Here is a 14,578-nt window from a genome sequence, read left to right on the forward strand (position 1 = left end):
CTTCGTACACAGGGGGAAGCGCTGTGATAATAGGGCGTGGCCTCTAGTAAAATTTGGGCACTGGGCGGAAGAGATATTAATTACCCCCTATTTGTCTGGCTATTTATACAGTATTTGATCCGGTATTTTATGTGGTGTCAATATGGGTGGCACTTAAAGCTACCCCTTTTGGGGGTTTGCAGAATAGGGGACATTGGGTCACATTAGTTAGAGGTGATTGTTACAGACCAACAATAAAGGAATCCATCATGACTATCAGCAATGCTCAAAGGCCACTTCCCAACACGCTGTTCATTGTTGGTGAAGCCCGAGACATAGCCTCCGAAAGTATGGAAGGCTTCGAGATGCTGCGAAACCTATTCCACGCTATTGCCCAAGCCCCTGATGTTCCTAGCGTGATAAAAGGGCTGGCTAGAATTGGCGATTCCATAGTGCACGATTATCATAACTCGATGGATTGCCAGCGGGAGAATATGGAGGAACTGGAGGGGCGAATAAGAAAGGGAACTGTAGCTTGGTAAACCTTGGGGTCTAATAATGCTAGCTATTTAGGCTCTTGAGTTTTGGGCCTAGATAGAGAAGTTAGTTGCATTTGAAGTCTTAACTTTTTGTATCGGAGGTTTCAGGTGTTTGAAGGTGTAGCAGTTTATAGATGTAATCAATTATGGTTGGAATTTTTTTAGAAAAATTTATTCTTGCTTTAAGCTCGAAATCTAAAAGGTTTTTTTCAGGATGTCCTATCCCTCCGCCGATAAATAGTCTTGATCCTATACCGCCGGACTGGCTTAGATTAATAGTTTTTTTGCTTGCATGGCTATAGCCGTTGAAAACTCTCTGAGCAGCTTTGAATACTTCTATGAATTCTGCATCTATGCCTAAGGCTGACTTATTTTTCTCTATCAATGGTAAGTAAAGATACGGCCATTTGTAGTGTTTATCTTCCATAAAAATATCTAAAAATAAAAAATTTTCTTCTATTTTTTTCCCATTCTTTTTGTAGGTTGTTCTAAGCTCTCCACGGTGAGAGAGAAGGATAGCTATGCAAGTGGCTTCTACAGCCTGCCGAAACATGTTACCTGATGCAATTATGTGCTCGATGATTAAGAGCTGCATTGACGAAAAAAGATTGTTGATTGCCAGGTCCAAGTACCTTTCCGCTATTTTAGCTTGTTCGTCTTTTTCATTTTTGACTAGCGAGGCGTACTGATTAATTTTAGTGTGGCAATAGGCCATTATCTCAGTGAAGTGTTGAACACTCACAGGGTGCTTAGCTGAAAAGCTATTGGTTTCATCCGCGTAATTCTGACATAAAACACCAGCTAAGTTAGTGGCGATGGTCGGGTCTATTACTGGCATCTGATCTCCTTTCAGTATTTTGTAAATATTTTCCACCCTGAATTTCTCGGGCAAAAAGATTAACTGTAAACGTATATAAGGGGTCAGCCTCTGTCACGAGGTTTTTAGCTTTGGCAGTAAATTTATGAATCTAGGAATCACTAGGAATCACCAGAGATGATTTTTTTGGTGGTCTGAAAAATCTAGGTGTAGCAAAAGTGCTGCTAGGTCTATTCGTAGAGCGAGGAAAATGGCTAAAGGTTTCACTCCTGCATTATGAGAGGAGTGTCAGATAGCTGGATTGCCTATTGCTGAGCCTGTAAGTACAGAAGGTTAAGCAAATGCCAAATGTTGGGTTGAATGCAATGGCTCTGCTAAGTCATTGATTTGAAAAGAAAAATGGTACCAGAGGCCGGACTCGAACCGGCACGCTTTTAAGGGCGGGGGATTTTGAATCCCCTGTGTCTACCAATTTCACCACTCTGGCACTTTCGCTGCTCGACCTTGGGGTCGGTGCGAAGAGGGCGTGATTATAGCAATGCTTTCGCTTGGGTCAACCAGTGATTTCAATAACTTAGCGCATTTTCTGTCGTCCCAGTTAACAGCTCCTAAAATTTCCTATAACCTTCGCGACCTCTCCATAGTTTCTAGATTTCCAGGATTCCATGCAGCGTCAGGACTTTGACTTTCATCTGCCCGATGAGCTGATCGCCCGCGCGCCCACCGAGGAGCGCCGTGGCAGCCGTCTTTTGTGTCTGGATGGGCCCAGCGGGGCCATTGCACATCGGCAGTTCCCAGATATTCTCGATCAGGTCCAAGCTGGTGACCTGATAGTCTTTAACGATACCCGGGTGATCCCGGCGCGTTTGTTCGCGCAGAAGGAGACCGGCGGTAAGTTGGAAATCCTGGTGGAGCGGGTGCTCAACGAGACGGATATCTGGGCCCACGTGCGCTCCAGTAAGTCGCCCAAGCCCGGTTCCACCATCGTCCTTGAAGACGGTACCCGTATAGAGGTGACCGGCCGCAAGGATGCACTGTTTGAATTGTCCTTCCCTAAAGAAGAAGGTGTGCTGGCGATTCTGGATCGCCTCGGCCATATGCCGCTGCCTCCTTATATTGATCGCGAAGACGATGCCAGCGATCGCGAGCGCTACCAAACCGTATACGGCCGCAATGCCGGTGCTGTGGCGGCTCCGACGGCGGGGCTGCACTTTGATGATGAGATGATCGGCGCATTGCGGGATAAAGGTGTCGAGGTTGTCTTCGTTACCCTGCATGTGGGTGCGGGTACTTTCCAACCAGTGCGTGTGGACAATATTTATGAGCACCAGATGCACAGCGAAGTGCTGGATGTCTCCCAGGATGTGGTGGATGCGGTAACTGCTTGTCGCGCTCGCAATGGCAGCGTGATTGCCGTGGGTACCACCAGCGTACGCGCGCTGGAAAGTGCGGCGCGCAGTGGCCAGTTACAGGCCACGGTGGGGGAGACAGATATCTTTATTTACCCCGGCTATGAATTCCAGGTTGTGGATAAGTTGGTCACCAACTTCCATCTGCCGGAGTCCACCTTATTGATGCTGGTGAGTGCCTTCGCGGGGTACCAGCATACGATGGCCGCTTATAAGGCCGCAGTTGAGGAGCGCTATCGCTTCTTTAGTTACGGCGATGCCATGTTTATTACCCGCGATCCCAATGCCAAAAAAGAAGAAGTAGCACCAGCGAAAGGAGATACCCAGTGAGCCGCGAATGTTTTATGCAGTTTGAAGTGGATACCACTGATGGCAAGGCCCGTCGCGGCCGCTTGCGTTTCCCTCGCGGTGTGGTGGAAACCCCGGCGTTTATGCCGGTGGGCACTTACGGCACCGTGAAAGGCATGTTGCCGAGGGATATCGAAGGGATCGGTGCACAGATTATTCTCGGCAATACCTTCCACCTGATGCTGCGCCCGGGTACCGAAGTGGTTAAAGCCCACGGCGATCTGCACGACTTTACTCAATGGTCCGGCCCGATCCTTACCGACTCCGGCGGTTTCCAGGTGTTTAGCCTGGGTGAGCTGCGCAAGATTACGGAAGAGGGGGTTTCCTTCCGCTCGCCTATTGATGGCAGCCCGGTATTCCTGGACCCGGAAGAGTCCATGCGCGTTCAGCGGGACCTGGGTTCCGATATCGTCATGATCTTCGATGAGTGCACCCCTTATCCGGCCACCACCGATGAAGCGCGCAAATCTATGGAGTTGTCCCTGCGTTGGGCGGAGCGCTCCAAGAAGGCTCACGGCGATAGCCCGTCGGCGCTGTTCGGAATTGTGCAGGGCGGTATGTACCCGGAATTGCGCGATGTGTCCCTTAAGGGGTTAACTGATATTGGCTTCGATGGCTATGCCATTGGTGGCCTGTCTGTGGGTGAGCCGAAAGACGAGATGATCAAGGTATTGGATCACCTGGCTCACAAGATGCCGGAAGATAAGCCGCGCTACCTTATGGGCGTGGGCAAGCCGGAGGATATTGTCGAGGCGGTGCGTCGCGGTGTGGATATGTTCGACTGCGTCATGCCCACTCGCAATGCGCGCAACGGCCACCTGTTTACCTTTGAAGGCGTGGTGAAAATCCGCAACGCCAGGCACCGTCACGATACGGGTCCCTTGGAGGAAGAGTGCGATTGCTACACCTGTGAGAATTTCTCCCGCGCTTACCTGCATCACTTGGATCGCTGCGGTGAAATTCTCGGTGCGCAGCTAAATACGATTCACAATTTGCGCCACTACCAGCGCTTGATGCAAAAGCTGCGCGATGCAATTGCCGCCAATGAATTGGAGGCTTATGTCGCCGAGTTCTACCGTGGTCTGGGCCGCGAGGTTCCGGCGCTGGAGGCCTGATCAGGCGTCGCTTTTACCCTGCCTGGGGTGCTGCCCGTCTCATTGCGGCACCCCTGTAATTTGTCCGTTCCCACGATCCCCGTATAATCAGCCCCCACTTTTATTGGGGGCGGTGTACCTTGCATTCTGCGTATACTGCCCGCATATCCAGGCAAATTGCTTAGGCAGATTGCCAAGATTTACCGGCCCTCGGGGTCACACTAGAACAATGAGAACAGCATGAATCGCTACCCGATCTGGAAGTACTTTCTGATTCTCGCGGTTGTGGCCTTTGGCCTGATGTACGCCGCGCCCAATCTCTACAAGCCGGACCCTGCCGTGCAGATTTCCGGGCAATCCAGTGCACTCACCATCGGCCCCGATGTCCTTGCGAATGCACAAAAAGCCCTGGATGAAGCGGGCATTGCTCACTTCGGCGGCGAAGTTGGGGACAAGTCAGTACTGATCCGCTTGAACTCCATGGAGGAGCAGTTGCCGGCTAAAGAGGCGATTCAAAAAGCGCTTGGTACCACCAACTATGTTGTCGCCCTGAACCTGGCTTCCACCACACCCCAGTGGATGAAAGATATCGGCGCTAGCCCGATGAAGCTTGGTCTGGACCTGGCGGGTGGTGTGCACTTCCTGATGGAAGTCGACACCAACACCATCGTCAAGAACAACATGGAAAGCTACGAGCAGGAAGTGAAGAGCAAACTGCGCGAAGCCAAGGCCCGTTACCGCAATGTGGAGCTGGTGGATGATCGCGAGATTATTGCCCGCTTCCGCAACGATGAGCTGCGCAGCCGGGCGATGTCCACTCTGCGGAAGGAATTCCCGCAGCTTCAGCTGCGCGAGTCCGGCAGTGGTGAAAACCTGGAGATCCGCGCAACCCTGACCGATCAGGAAATCAAGCAGCTGGAAGATTACGCAGTAACCCAGAACCTCACCACTCTGCGCAACCGGGTGAACGAGCTGGGTGTTGCTGAGCCGATCGTACAGCGCCAGGGCCGCAACCGTATCGTTGTGGAGCTGCCCGGTGTACAGGACACCGCAGAGGCCAAGCGTATTATCGGTAAGACTGCCAACCTCGAATACCGTATGGAAGCTCGCCCGGATGAGCTGGTTTCCAACAAGGAATACTTCGAGTACCGCGATGAGCGTCAGGCGCAGATGTACGGTGGTGCCTGGTTGGAGCGCCAGATCATTATCAAGGGTGACAGCGTTACCAATGCCCGCGTCGGTTACGACGAGAGCGGCTTCCCGCAAGTAAATATCACCCTCGACGCCCGGGGCGGCGAGATGATGCACCGCGCTACCTGGAAAAATGTCGGTCGCCGCATGGGCACCCTGTTTATCGAGACTCGCTTTGAGCCGGTAACTGAGATCGACGAAAACGGTAATGAAGTTACCGTGCAGAAGCGCACCGAAGAGAAGAAAATTATTAATCTGGCCACGGTACAGAGTGCCCTGGGCAAGCAGTTCCGCACCACCGGTCTGGACAGCCCGGCTGAAGCTCAGGAACTGGCCCTGCTGCTGCGTGCTGGCGCCCTGGCTGCTCCCATGTACTTTGTGGAAGAGCGTGTGATCGGCCCATCTTTGGGTGCCGATAACATCAAGGTGGGTGTGCAATCCGTACAGATCGGTCTGCTGGCCGTGATTATCTGTATGCTGATTTCCTACCGCGTATTTGGCTTGGCCGCGAACCTGGCCCTGGCGGTGAATATGATCCTGCTGGTGGCGGTGATGTCGCTGTTGGGTGCAACCCTCACGTTGCCTGGTATCGCCGGTATCGTATTGACCGTGGGTATGGCGGTGGATGCCAACGTGCTTATCTTCTCGCGAATACGGGAGGAACTCAGGAATGGGATGCCTCCCCAAACAGCGATCAGTGCCGGTTTTGACAATGCTTACAGCACCATTGTGGATGCGAACATCACCACCCTGATTGTGGCGGTGATTCTGTATGCCATCGGTTCCGGCCCGGTACAGGGCTTCGCGGTAACCCTGTCTATCGGTATTCTCACCTCCATGTTCAGTGCCATCATGGGTACGCGAGCAATTGTTAACTTGTTCTACGGCGGTCGCCGTGTGCAGAAGCTCTGGATTTAAGGGAGTCAGTCATGAGTGAGACCAAAGTGGATAACGGCAAAATTACCGAGTACATGGGCAAGCGCGTCTACGACTTTATGCGCTGGCGCAAGATCGCCGGGATTGTCTCGGTGGTGCTGGTACTTTCCTCCATCGCCGCACTGGCAATGAACGGCCTGAAGTTCGGCTTGGACTTTACCGGTGGTACCCAGGTTGAAGTGGGCTATGAGGTAACGCCTTTTATTAGCGACGTGCGCGATCAGCTGGAAGCAGCGGGTTACGACGGTGCCACGGTAGTGAATTTTGGTTCTGAGAAGGACCTGCTGATCAAGTTGCCCCCTGTGGTGACCGAGGAAGAAATCCAGATCAGCGCTACCGATCAGGAAACAACGACACCGATCGGTGACAAGGTTGTGGCTCTCCTGAGAGAGGGGAGTGAGGGTGATGTTGAGCTGCGCCGTGTCGAGATGGTCGGCCCACAGGTAGGTGCCGAGCTGCGTGACGACGGCGGCCTGGGCATGATGCTGGCCCTGTTTATGGTGATGATCTACGTTGCCCTGCGCTTCCAGTACAAGTTCTCTTTCGGCGCTGTAGCGGCTCTGGGCCACGATGTGATTATCGTGCTGGGCTTCTTTGCGGTGATGGGATTGGACTTTGATTTAACCGTGCTGGCGGCAGTACTGGCGGTGATCGGTTACTCCCTGAACGATACCATTGTGGTATCGGACCGTATCCGCGAGAACTTCCGCAAGGTGCGTAAGGCTGAGTCTGAGGAAATTATCAATATCTCTATCAGCCAGACCCTGGGCCGTACCTTTATGACGTCCTTCACCACCTTGCTGGTGCTGTGGGCGCTGCAGTTCTTCGGTGGCGAATTGATCCACAACTTCTCCCTGGCCTTGATCGTGGGTGTGGTTGTGGGTACTTACTCCTCTGTTTACGTAGCTGCCAACGTGCTGATGGCTTTGAATATCAACAAAGAAGATCTGATGCCGCCGGTGAAAGAGGGCGCAGAACTGGAAGAAATGCCCTGATGTGAATGAGAAGTGGCTGCGTTGACGCAGCCATATTCGAGCGGCCCCGGCCGCGCTTTGCTGCTGGTCAGCGGAGCGCCGTCGGGGTTTTTTATTGCGCGGAGGTTAGGCTCTGGGCTTTTTGCCGAGGGTGATGTGCTTGGGGCCGGAAGTATTGGTCTGGCCGCTCACCCCTTTGGGCACCTGCTCGATCTCACCGCCACCGGCGAGGAACGCCTTTACCTGCTCCTCGATACTTTCGCTGGTCTCGAGGGGAGCGGCTTGTTTGCGATTGGAGGAAGAGGAAGGTTTCTTGGCCACGGCGCTATCCGGTTTTTATGTGTAAGCGGGCCATATTAGCACGGCTTGCACAAAAAATCACCCAAGTGGCCAGAGTCTGCACATAGCGGGTGTTTTGTCGACAGCTTTCGAATAATTCTGTCGTTTTTGGACAAATCGGGCTGCTGCGAGGCAGCCCGGAAGATAGTGCGTTATTCAGCTTCTTCTGTGGTCTCTTCGGTTTCCAGCGGCCAACCGCCCATCTCTTTCCACTTGTTCACGATGCCGCAAAACAGGGTTGCGGTTTTTTCTGCGTCGTACTCGGCGGAGTGGGCGCAGTTGTTATCAAATTCGATTCCAGCAACCTGGCAAGCTTTGGCCAGTACGGTCTGGCCGTAGGCGAGGCCAGCGAGACTGGCGGTATCGAAGCAGGAGAACGGGTGGAATGGGTTGCGCTTGATGCCGGTCCGCTCGACGGCTGCATTGACGAAGCCCAGGTCGAAGTGGGCATTGTGGGCAACCACGATGGCGCGGGTGCAGCTGTGCTTTTTCACAGCGCTGCGAATCTTGCGGAACAGCTCGGGGATGGCGATTTCTTCAGGCCAGGCGTCGCGGTCCGGGGATTCCAGGTCGATGCCAATAAAGTCGAGAGCGGATTGCTCAACGTTGGCGCCCTCAAAAGGCTCCAGGTGGAAACTGTGGGTCTCCAGCGGGAAGAGGTTGCCGGAGTCATCCATGTCGAGGATAACCGCAGAAATTTCCAGCAGTGCATCGGTGCGGGCGTTAAAGCCGCCGGTTTCAAGGTCGATGACCACGGGCAGAAAGCCTCGGAATCGCTGGGCGAGAGAGCTTTTTGGTCCTGTGGGTTCTTCGGCGGGTGTCACGGTGGTTCCTTGTAAATCTTGTCTTCAGGCCAGCAGCATTTGGCGCTGGTGGGGCAGGGTATTGTATTCGAATTGCGGCGCCTGCCGGGAGTGTTCTCCCGCAGGCGCTGTAATCAGGGCGCTCGCCGATTACGCAAGTTGCCAGTTTAAGGTTTCACCGGCTGCGAGGGGAATCAGATTTTCACCACCCATATCCAGTTTTTCCGGCAGGGTCCAGGGGCTCTTGACCAGGGTGATGGTGCCCTCGTTGCGCGGCAGCTCGTAGAAGTCGGGGCCGAACTCACTGGCAAAGCCTTCCAGCTTGTCCAGTTTGCCCGCGCGCTCGAATACTTCTGCGTAGAGCTCAATAGCGGAGTAGGCGGTATAGCAGCCGGCGCAACCACAGGAGTGTTCTTTTTTGTGGTGGGCGTGGGGGGCTGAGTCGGTGCCGAGGAAAAACTTCGGGTTACCGCTGGTGGCCGCTTCGATCAGTGCATTTTGATGGTAGCCGCGCTTGAGGATTGGCAGGCAGTAAAAATGCGGCTGGATACCACCAACCAGCATATGGTTGCGGTTGTACAGCAGGTGGTGTGCGGTAATGGTTGCGGCAACGCCTTCGCGGGCGCCTTGTACAAACTCTACTGCTTGGGCGGTGGTGATATGTTCAAACACCACTTTCAGCGTGGGGAAATCATCTACCAGGCGGGACAGGGTTTTCTCGATAAAAGCCTGCTCGCGGTCGAAGATATCGATATCGCTGGTGGTCACTTCACCGTGTACCAGCAGCTTCATACCGCAGGCCTGCATCTCTTCCAGGGCTGGGTAGATGTTGGCGATATCGGTAACGCCGGAATCGGAGTTGGTGGTCGCGCCCGCTGGGTACAGTTTGGCGGCGATAACACCCGCTTCATGGGCCTTGCGAATGACGGCGGCGTCGGTCTTGTCGGTGAGGTAGATCACCATCAAGGGTTCGAAGTTGGTGTCGGCGGGAACATTGGCGTTGATACGTTCCTTATATGCCACTGCACTTTCGGCATCGGTCACAGGGGGTACCAGGTTGGGCATTACAATCACGCGGCGGAATTGTTTTGCAGCATCGGGCACGGTGCGCCCGAGAGCGGCGCCGTCGCGCAGGTGAATGTGCCAGTCGTCGGGGGCGCGCAGGGTAATTTGCTCCGTCATGGTACTCCGTAAAGCTTCTTAGCGTAGTGAGTCGTTGTGCGGCGCGAATGCTACCCGAAGCTGTACAAAATTGCGATGCACGAAAAGGTTAAAAATCAATCAATTGTGCTTACTCGCGCCTTGGCGCTAGTCGATCGCGAGCTTAGGCGCTACAATCGCGCCCCGACAAAGAGTGTGGGTATTGTTGTGCCCGCAATTTACCGATCCTGGGCATATCTCCAAGAATAACTCCCCCAGACCGACACTAGTTTCGCGTAGTGGCATTCCCCGTCTCCGCGTTTTTGTCGCGGCGGCGTATTTCCGGCAGCAGAGGACAGCAATGAGCAAAATCGAAAAGGTGGTACTGGCATACTCCGGTGGATTGGATACGTCAGTAATCGTGCGATGGTTGCAGGAGACTTACGGTTGTGAAGTGGTGACTTTCACCGCTGATATCGGCCAGGGTGAAGAGGTGGAACCGGCCCGTGCCAAGGCCGAGGCCCTCGGGGTTAAAGAGATATATATCGACGACCTGCGCGAAGAGTATGTGCGCGATTTCGTTTTCCCGATGTTCCGCGCCAATGCGATTTATGAAGGGGAGTACCTGCTGGGTACTTCTATTGCGCGTCCGCTGATTGCCAAGCGCCTGATTGAGATTGCCAACGAGACTGGCGCCGATGCCATTTCCCACGGTGCTACCGGTAAAGGTAATGACCAGGTGCGCTTCGAACTGGGCGCCTACGCGCTGAAGCCGGGCATCCAGGTAATCGCCCCCTGGCGCGAGTGGGACCTGAACTCCCGCGAAAAGCTGATGCAGTACTGTGAGCAGCACAATATTCCGGTGGACTTCTCTTCCAGCAAGAAGAAGTCCCCTTACTCCATGGATGCCAACCTGCTGCACATCTCTTACGAGGGCGGCAACCTCGAAGATCCCTGGGCGGAAGCCGAAGAGGATATGTGGCGCTGGAGTGTGAGCCCCGAGGCGGCTCCGGAAGAACCCACCTACATTACTTTGGGTTTTGAGAAGGGCGATCCCGTTTCTATCGACGGTGAGCGCTTAAGCCCTGCTACTTTGCTTGAGAAGCTGAATAAGTTGGGCGGAGCCAACGGTATCGGTCGTCTGGATATCGTGGAAAACCGCTACGTGGGAATGAAGTCCCGCGGCTGCTACGAAACACCGGGCGGCACCATTTTGATGAAGGCGCACCGCGCCATTGAGTCCATTACCCTGGATCGCGAAGTTGCGCACATGAAGGATTCCCTGATGCCGCGCTACGCCGAGCTGGTTTACAACGGTTACTGGTGGTCCCCGGAGCGCAGCATGCTGCAGGCTGCGATCGATGAGTCCCAAGATGTGGTTAACGGCGAAGTTCGCCTGAAACTGTACAAAGGCAGCGTGAGTGCTGTGGGCCGTCGCTCTGCGGACAGCCTCTTCGATGAGCGTATCGCTACCTTCGAAGACGATGCTGGCGCTTACGACCAGAAGGATGCGGAGGGCTTTATCAAGCTCAACGCCCTGCGTCTGCGCATTGCCGCAGGTAAAGGAAGAAAATTGATTTAGTTGATTTAGATCAGCAATCACCGGGCAAGGATGCGCTTAAATCCTTATCCGGCCAATAGTAACCACAGTGCCTCACACATTGTGGTTACACACCTTCTGTGGTGGGCCAGTCCCGCACAGTGGAACCGAATCTTAAAAGCAACGGAAGTAAAAACATGACGACAACGGTGGCAAAGACCGGCCCTGTGCCGGACTATGACTACAATATCGTGCGCCAGTTCACCATCATGTCCGTGGTCTGGGGCATTTTTGGTATGGGCATGGGCGTATTGATCGCAGCCCAGCTAGCCTGGCCTGAACTCAACGACTTTTGGCAGCCCTTCTCGCACTTTGGGCGCTTGAGGCCCCTGCACACCAATGCGGTAATTTTCGCCTTTGGTGGTAGTGTTCTCTTTGCCACTTCTTACTATGTGGTACAGCGTACCTGTCAGGTCCGCCTTTGGGGTGGCTGGCTGATCCCCTTCACCTTCTGGGGATGGCAGGCCGTTATCGTCGCCGCGGCAATTACTCTGCCGATGGGCTTCACTTCCACCAAGGAATACGCTGAGCTCGAGTGGCCTATCGATATCCTGATCGCCCTGGTTTGGGTTGCTTACGCGCTGGTGTTCTTCGGCACCATCATGAAGCGTAAGACTTCTCACATCTACGTGGCGAACTGGTTCTTCGGTGCTTACATCGTAACTATTGCTGTTCTCCATATCGTTAATAACCTGGAGATTCCTGTTGGCCCGTTCAAGTCCTACTCTATCTATTCGGGCACTAAGGACGCAATGATCCAGTGGTGGTATGGCCACAACGCAGTAGGGTTCTTCCTGACTGCAGCCTTCCTCGGCATCATGTACTACTTCGTACCTAAGCAAGCTGGTCGTCCGGTTTATTCTTACCAGCTGTCTATCGTTCACTTCTGGGCACTGATCTCCCTGTACGTATGGGCTGGTGGTCACCACCTGCACTACTCAGCGCTGCCCGACTGGGCTCAGAGCCTGGCGATGGTTATGTCCCTGATTCTGCTGGCACCTTCCTGGGGCGGTATGATCAACGGCATCATGACCCTGTCCGGCGCATGGCATAAGCTGCGCACCGACCCGACCCTGCGCTTCCTGGTGGTATCCCTGTCCTTCTACGGTATGTCTACCTTCGAAGGTCCGATGATGTCCATCAAGACTGTAAACGCTCTGTCTCACAACACTGACTGGACCGTTGGACACGTACACTCCGGCGCTTTGGGCTGGGTTGCCATGATCTCTATCGGTGCTCTGTATCACCTGGTTCCGGTTCTGTGGAAACGCCGCGAAATGTACAGCTCCAAGCTGATCAACGCGCACTTCTGGCTGGCCACTGTAGGTACTGTTCTGTACATCGCCGCTATGTGGGTTAACGGTATTACCCAGGGCTTGATGTGGCGTGCATTTAACGCCGACGGCACCCTGACTTACAGCTTCGTAGAGAGTGTTGTAGCCAGCCATCCGGGCTATGTAGTTCGCTGGTTGGGCGGCGCCATGTTCCTGGTGGGTATGCTGCTGATGGCTTACAACGTTTACCGCACGATTACCGAGAAGGTAAACGATGCCGAAGCCGATAACACCGTTCGAGCAGTGCCTGCGGCATAGGAGTTTAGATCGTGAAGAATCATGACCTCGTAGAAAAAAACATCGGCTGGATGATCTTTTTCACCATTATCGCCATCAGTTTCGGCGCCCTGGTTGAGATCGTTCCGCAGTTCTTTACCAAGGATAACTACACGCCGCTGCCGGGGCAGAAGCCGCTGACAGCAATGGAGCTGGAAGGTCGCGATATCTACATTCGCGAAGGCTGCCACGTTTGCCACACTCAGATGATTCGTCCTCTGCGTGCGGAAGTTGAGCGTTACGGCCACTACTCCATGGCTCAGGAATCCATTTACGAGCACCCCTTCCTGTGGGGCTCCAAGCGTACCGGTCCAGACCTGGCGCGCGTAGGTGGACGCTACTCTGATGAATGGCAGCGCGCGCACTTGTACAACCCGCGCAGTGTTGTGCCTGAGTCAATCATGCCTGCTTACCCCTGGTTGTTCGACAATGTGGTAACTGGCGAATACACCGCACGTAAGATGGAAGCGCTGCGCTTCGTCGGTGTGCCCTACACCGATGACGACATCGCCAACGCCGCTGAGCCTTTCAAAGGTGGCAAGGTCAAGGAAATTGACGCGCTGGTCGCTTACTTGCAACAGCTGGGTACCCTGGTTACCCAAAAACGCTAATAGCGAGGAAGGAAACTCGTGACTATTGAAACTTTGCGGGAAATCGGTCTGGTTCTGGGCTCTGTGGCTTTTCTGGCTATCTGCTGGTGGGCCTTCTCTCCGAAGCGCAAGAAGCGCTTCGAAGAAGATGCCAATTTGCCATTTGCCGATGAAGAGCGACAAGCCGACAAGGACAAGTCGGCCGCTCAGCAGGACGAATCCAATTCCGGGGATAAACCCGGAGCCAATCGAAAACAGGGGCAGGATAAGTAATGAGTACATTCTGGAGTGTGTGGGTAATTGTGCTCACCCTCGCCAATCTGGCGTTGATTACCTGGGTGCTGTTCGCCAACCGAAAGGTGGCAGTGGATGACCAGGCTGAACCGGAAAACAAAACCACGGGCCACGTTTACGACGGCATCGAGGAATACGACAACCCGTTGCCCAAGTGGTGGTTCATGTTGTTCGTCGCCACCCTGGTGTTCTCTGCGGGATATCTGGTGGTTTACCCGGGTCTGGGTAACTTCAAAGGTTTTGGCAACTGGACTTCTGTCGGTGCATTGGAAGCTTCCCAGGCCAAGGCTCAGGAGAGATTCCACGAGACCTTCGGTAAGTACGAAAATATGCCTATCGAGCAGATTGCGCAGAGCCCTGAAGCTCTCAAGATGGGTTCCCGGATCTTCGCTAACAACTGTGCGGTATGTCACGGTGCAGATGCCGGTGGTAACTTCGGCTTCCCGAACCTGACTGATAACGCCTGGCTGTACGGCGGCACTCCGGAAAAAATCCTGGAAACCCTGTACAACGGTCGTCAGGGCATGATGCCTCCTCAGGGTCCGGTGATCGGTGAAGAAGGTGTTAGAAATGCGACAGAGTATGTTCTCTCCCTGAACGGCCTGGAGCATGACACCGCCATGGCCGCCGAAGGTCAGAAGGTATTCAACACCGTGTGTATGGCTTGTCACGGTATGGATGCCAAAGGCAACCAAATGCTGGGTGCGCCGAACCTGACCGACGACATCTGGCTGTACGGTAGCAATCGCGAACAGATCCAACACACTATTCGCGGTGGTCGTACAAATATGATGCCCGCGCAAAAAGATAAACTGCGTGAAGACAAAATCCGCCTCGTAGCGGCCTATGTCTACAGCCTGTCGCAGCAGGAAGAAGAAAAGCAGTAATTAACTATTGAGGCCCGGCATTTGCTGG

General features: G+C 54.1%; 14 protein-coding genes and 1 tRNA gene. 10 read left to right on the plus strand and 5 right to left on the minus strand.

Annotated features, from left to right (window positions below):
- Positions 1 to 248 precede the first annotated feature (248 nt).
- On the plus strand, positions 249 to 521 hold the full coding sequence (locus tag ACG1BZ_RS05260; protein WP_413664691.1) for a hypothetical protein: 273 nt from the start codon (positions 249 to 251) through the stop codon (positions 519 to 521).
- Between the two features lie 79 nt (positions 522 to 600).
- Here the strand turns inward: ACG1BZ_RS05260 and ACG1BZ_RS05265 are convergent, their stop codons facing one another.
- Entirely contained in the window at positions 601 to 1,356 is a 756-nt protein-coding gene (locus tag ACG1BZ_RS05265; protein ID WP_413664692.1) for a hypothetical protein, read from the minus strand.
- Between the two features lie 379 nt (positions 1,357 to 1,735).
- A tRNA-Leu gene (locus ACG1BZ_RS05270) sits at positions 1,736 to 1,822 on the minus strand.
- Positions 1,823 to 2,000: 178 nt separating this feature from the next.
- Between ACG1BZ_RS05270 and queA the strand changes: the two genes are divergently transcribed.
- From queA to secF, 4 genes are all read left to right on the plus strand, one after another.
- Positions 2,001 to 3,074, plus strand: coding sequence for a tRNA preQ1(34) S-adenosylmethionine ribosyltransferase-isomerase QueA (gene queA, locus ACG1BZ_RS05275; protein ID WP_413664693.1), 1,074 nt, complete (start codon positions 2,001 to 2,003; stop codon positions 3,072 to 3,074).
- The gene (tgt, locus tag ACG1BZ_RS05280; RefSeq protein WP_413664694.1) at positions 3,071 to 4,207 is read left to right on the plus strand and encodes a tRNA guanosine(34) transglycosylase Tgt; all 1,137 of its coding nucleotides are present in this window, start codon (positions 3,071 to 3,073) and stop codon (positions 4,205 to 4,207) included. The genes queA and tgt overlap by 4 nt, the downstream gene beginning before the upstream one ends.
- 219 nt (positions 4,208 to 4,426) lie before the next feature.
- Positions 4,427 to 6,295 carry a protein translocase subunit SecD gene (gene secD / locus ACG1BZ_RS05285; protein ID WP_413664695.1) on the plus strand — a complete coding sequence of 623 codons (1,869 nt, stop codon included), beginning with the start codon at positions 4,427 to 4,429 and terminating at the stop codon, positions 6,293 to 6,295.
- A gap of 11 nt (positions 6,296 to 6,306) precedes the next feature.
- Positions 6,307 to 7,308: a protein translocase subunit SecF gene (gene secF / locus ACG1BZ_RS05290; RefSeq protein WP_413664696.1), complete on the plus strand. Its 1,002-nt coding sequence runs from the start codon at positions 6,307 to 6,309 to the stop codon at positions 7,306 to 7,308.
- A gap of 105 nt (positions 7,309 to 7,413) precedes the next feature.
- On the opposite strand, the gene ACG1BZ_RS05295 is transcribed toward secF, so the two are convergent.
- The 3 genes from ACG1BZ_RS05295 to pyrC form a co-directional block, all read right to left on the minus strand.
- Positions 7,414 to 7,608, minus strand: a complete 195-nt coding sequence (locus tag ACG1BZ_RS05295) for a hypothetical protein (RefSeq protein ID WP_413664697.1) — start codon at positions 7,606 to 7,608, stop codon at positions 7,414 to 7,416.
- Positions 7,609 to 7,778: 170 nt separating this feature from the next.
- Positions 7,779 to 8,450: a ribonuclease T gene (gene rnt / locus ACG1BZ_RS05300; RefSeq protein ID WP_282931564.1), complete on the minus strand. Its 672-nt coding sequence runs from the start codon at positions 8,448 to 8,450 to the stop codon at positions 7,779 to 7,781.
- A gap of 129 nt (positions 8,451 to 8,579) precedes the next feature.
- Positions 8,580 to 9,611 (minus strand): dihydroorotase, encoded by a 1,032-nt coding sequence (gene pyrC, locus ACG1BZ_RS05305; protein ID WP_413664698.1) that lies wholly within the window; start codon positions 9,609 to 9,611, stop codon positions 8,580 to 8,582.
- 319 nt (positions 9,612 to 9,930) lie between these two features.
- On the opposite strand from pyrC, the gene ACG1BZ_RS05310 reads away from it, so the two are divergent.
- From ACG1BZ_RS05310 to ccoP, 5 genes are all read left to right on the plus strand, one after another.
- On the plus strand, positions 9,931 to 11,151 hold the full coding sequence (locus tag ACG1BZ_RS05310; protein WP_413664699.1) for an argininosuccinate synthase: 1,221 nt from the start codon (positions 9,931 to 9,933) through the stop codon (positions 11,149 to 11,151).
- 155 nt (positions 11,152 to 11,306) lie between these two features.
- Positions 11,307 to 12,761, plus strand: coding sequence for a cytochrome-c oxidase, cbb3-type subunit I (ccoN, locus tag ACG1BZ_RS05315; protein WP_413664700.1), 1,455 nt, complete (start codon positions 11,307 to 11,309; stop codon positions 12,759 to 12,761).
- 11 nt (positions 12,762 to 12,772) lie between these two features.
- Positions 12,773 to 13,390 (plus strand): cytochrome-c oxidase, cbb3-type subunit II, encoded by a 618-nt coding sequence (gene ccoO, locus ACG1BZ_RS05320; protein WP_413664701.1) that lies wholly within the window; start codon positions 12,773 to 12,775, stop codon positions 13,388 to 13,390.
- Between the two features lie 18 nt (positions 13,391 to 13,408).
- Positions 13,409 to 13,642, plus strand: a complete 234-nt coding sequence (locus ACG1BZ_RS05325) for a cbb3-type cytochrome oxidase subunit 3 (RefSeq protein ID WP_413664702.1) — start codon at positions 13,409 to 13,411, stop codon at positions 13,640 to 13,642.
- A complete protein-coding gene (gene ccoP, locus ACG1BZ_RS05330; RefSeq protein ID WP_413664703.1) occupies positions 13,642 to 14,550 on the plus strand; it encodes a cytochrome-c oxidase, cbb3-type subunit III in 909 nt (302 codons plus the stop codon). Before ACG1BZ_RS05325 ends, ccoP begins: the two co-directional genes overlap by 1 nt.
- Positions 14,551 to 14,578: the final 28 nt, after the last annotated feature.

The sequence above is a fragment of the Microbulbifer sp. CNSA002 genome, assembly GCF_047324085.1.
Taxonomy (GTDB): Bacteria; Pseudomonadota; Gammaproteobacteria; order Pseudomonadales; family Cellvibrionaceae; genus Microbulbifer.

Coding starts and splice junctions, on each gene's coding strand:
- ccoP (WP_413664703.1), top strand. CDS start 13,642: ATGAGTACATTCTGGAGTGTGTGGGTAATTGTGCTCACCCTCGCCAAT.
- queA (WP_413664693.1), top strand. CDS start 2,001: ATGCAGCGTCAGGACTTTGACTTTCATCTGCCCGATGAGCTGATCGCC.
- secD (WP_413664695.1), top strand. CDS start 4,427: ATGAATCGCTACCCGATCTGGAAGTACTTTCTGATTCTCGCGGTTGTG.
- secF (WP_413664696.1), top strand. CDS start 6,307: ATGAGTGAGACCAAAGTGGATAACGGCAAAATTACCGAGTACATGGGC.
- ACG1BZ_RS05260 (WP_413664691.1), top strand. CDS start 249: ATGACTATCAGCAATGCTCAAAGGCCACTTCCCAACACGCTGTTCATT.
- ACG1BZ_RS05310 (WP_413664699.1), top strand. CDS start 9,931: ATGAGCAAAATCGAAAAGGTGGTACTGGCATACTCCGGTGGATTGGAT.
- pyrC (WP_413664698.1), bottom strand. CDS start 9,611: ATGACGGAGCAAATTACCCTGCGCGCCCCCGACGACTGGCACATTCAC.
- ccoN (WP_413664700.1), top strand. CDS start 11,307: ATGACGACAACGGTGGCAAAGACCGGCCCTGTGCCGGACTATGACTAC.
- ACG1BZ_RS05265 (WP_413664692.1), bottom strand. CDS start 1,356: ATGCCAGTAATAGACCCGACCATCGCCACTAACTTAGCTGGTGTTTTA.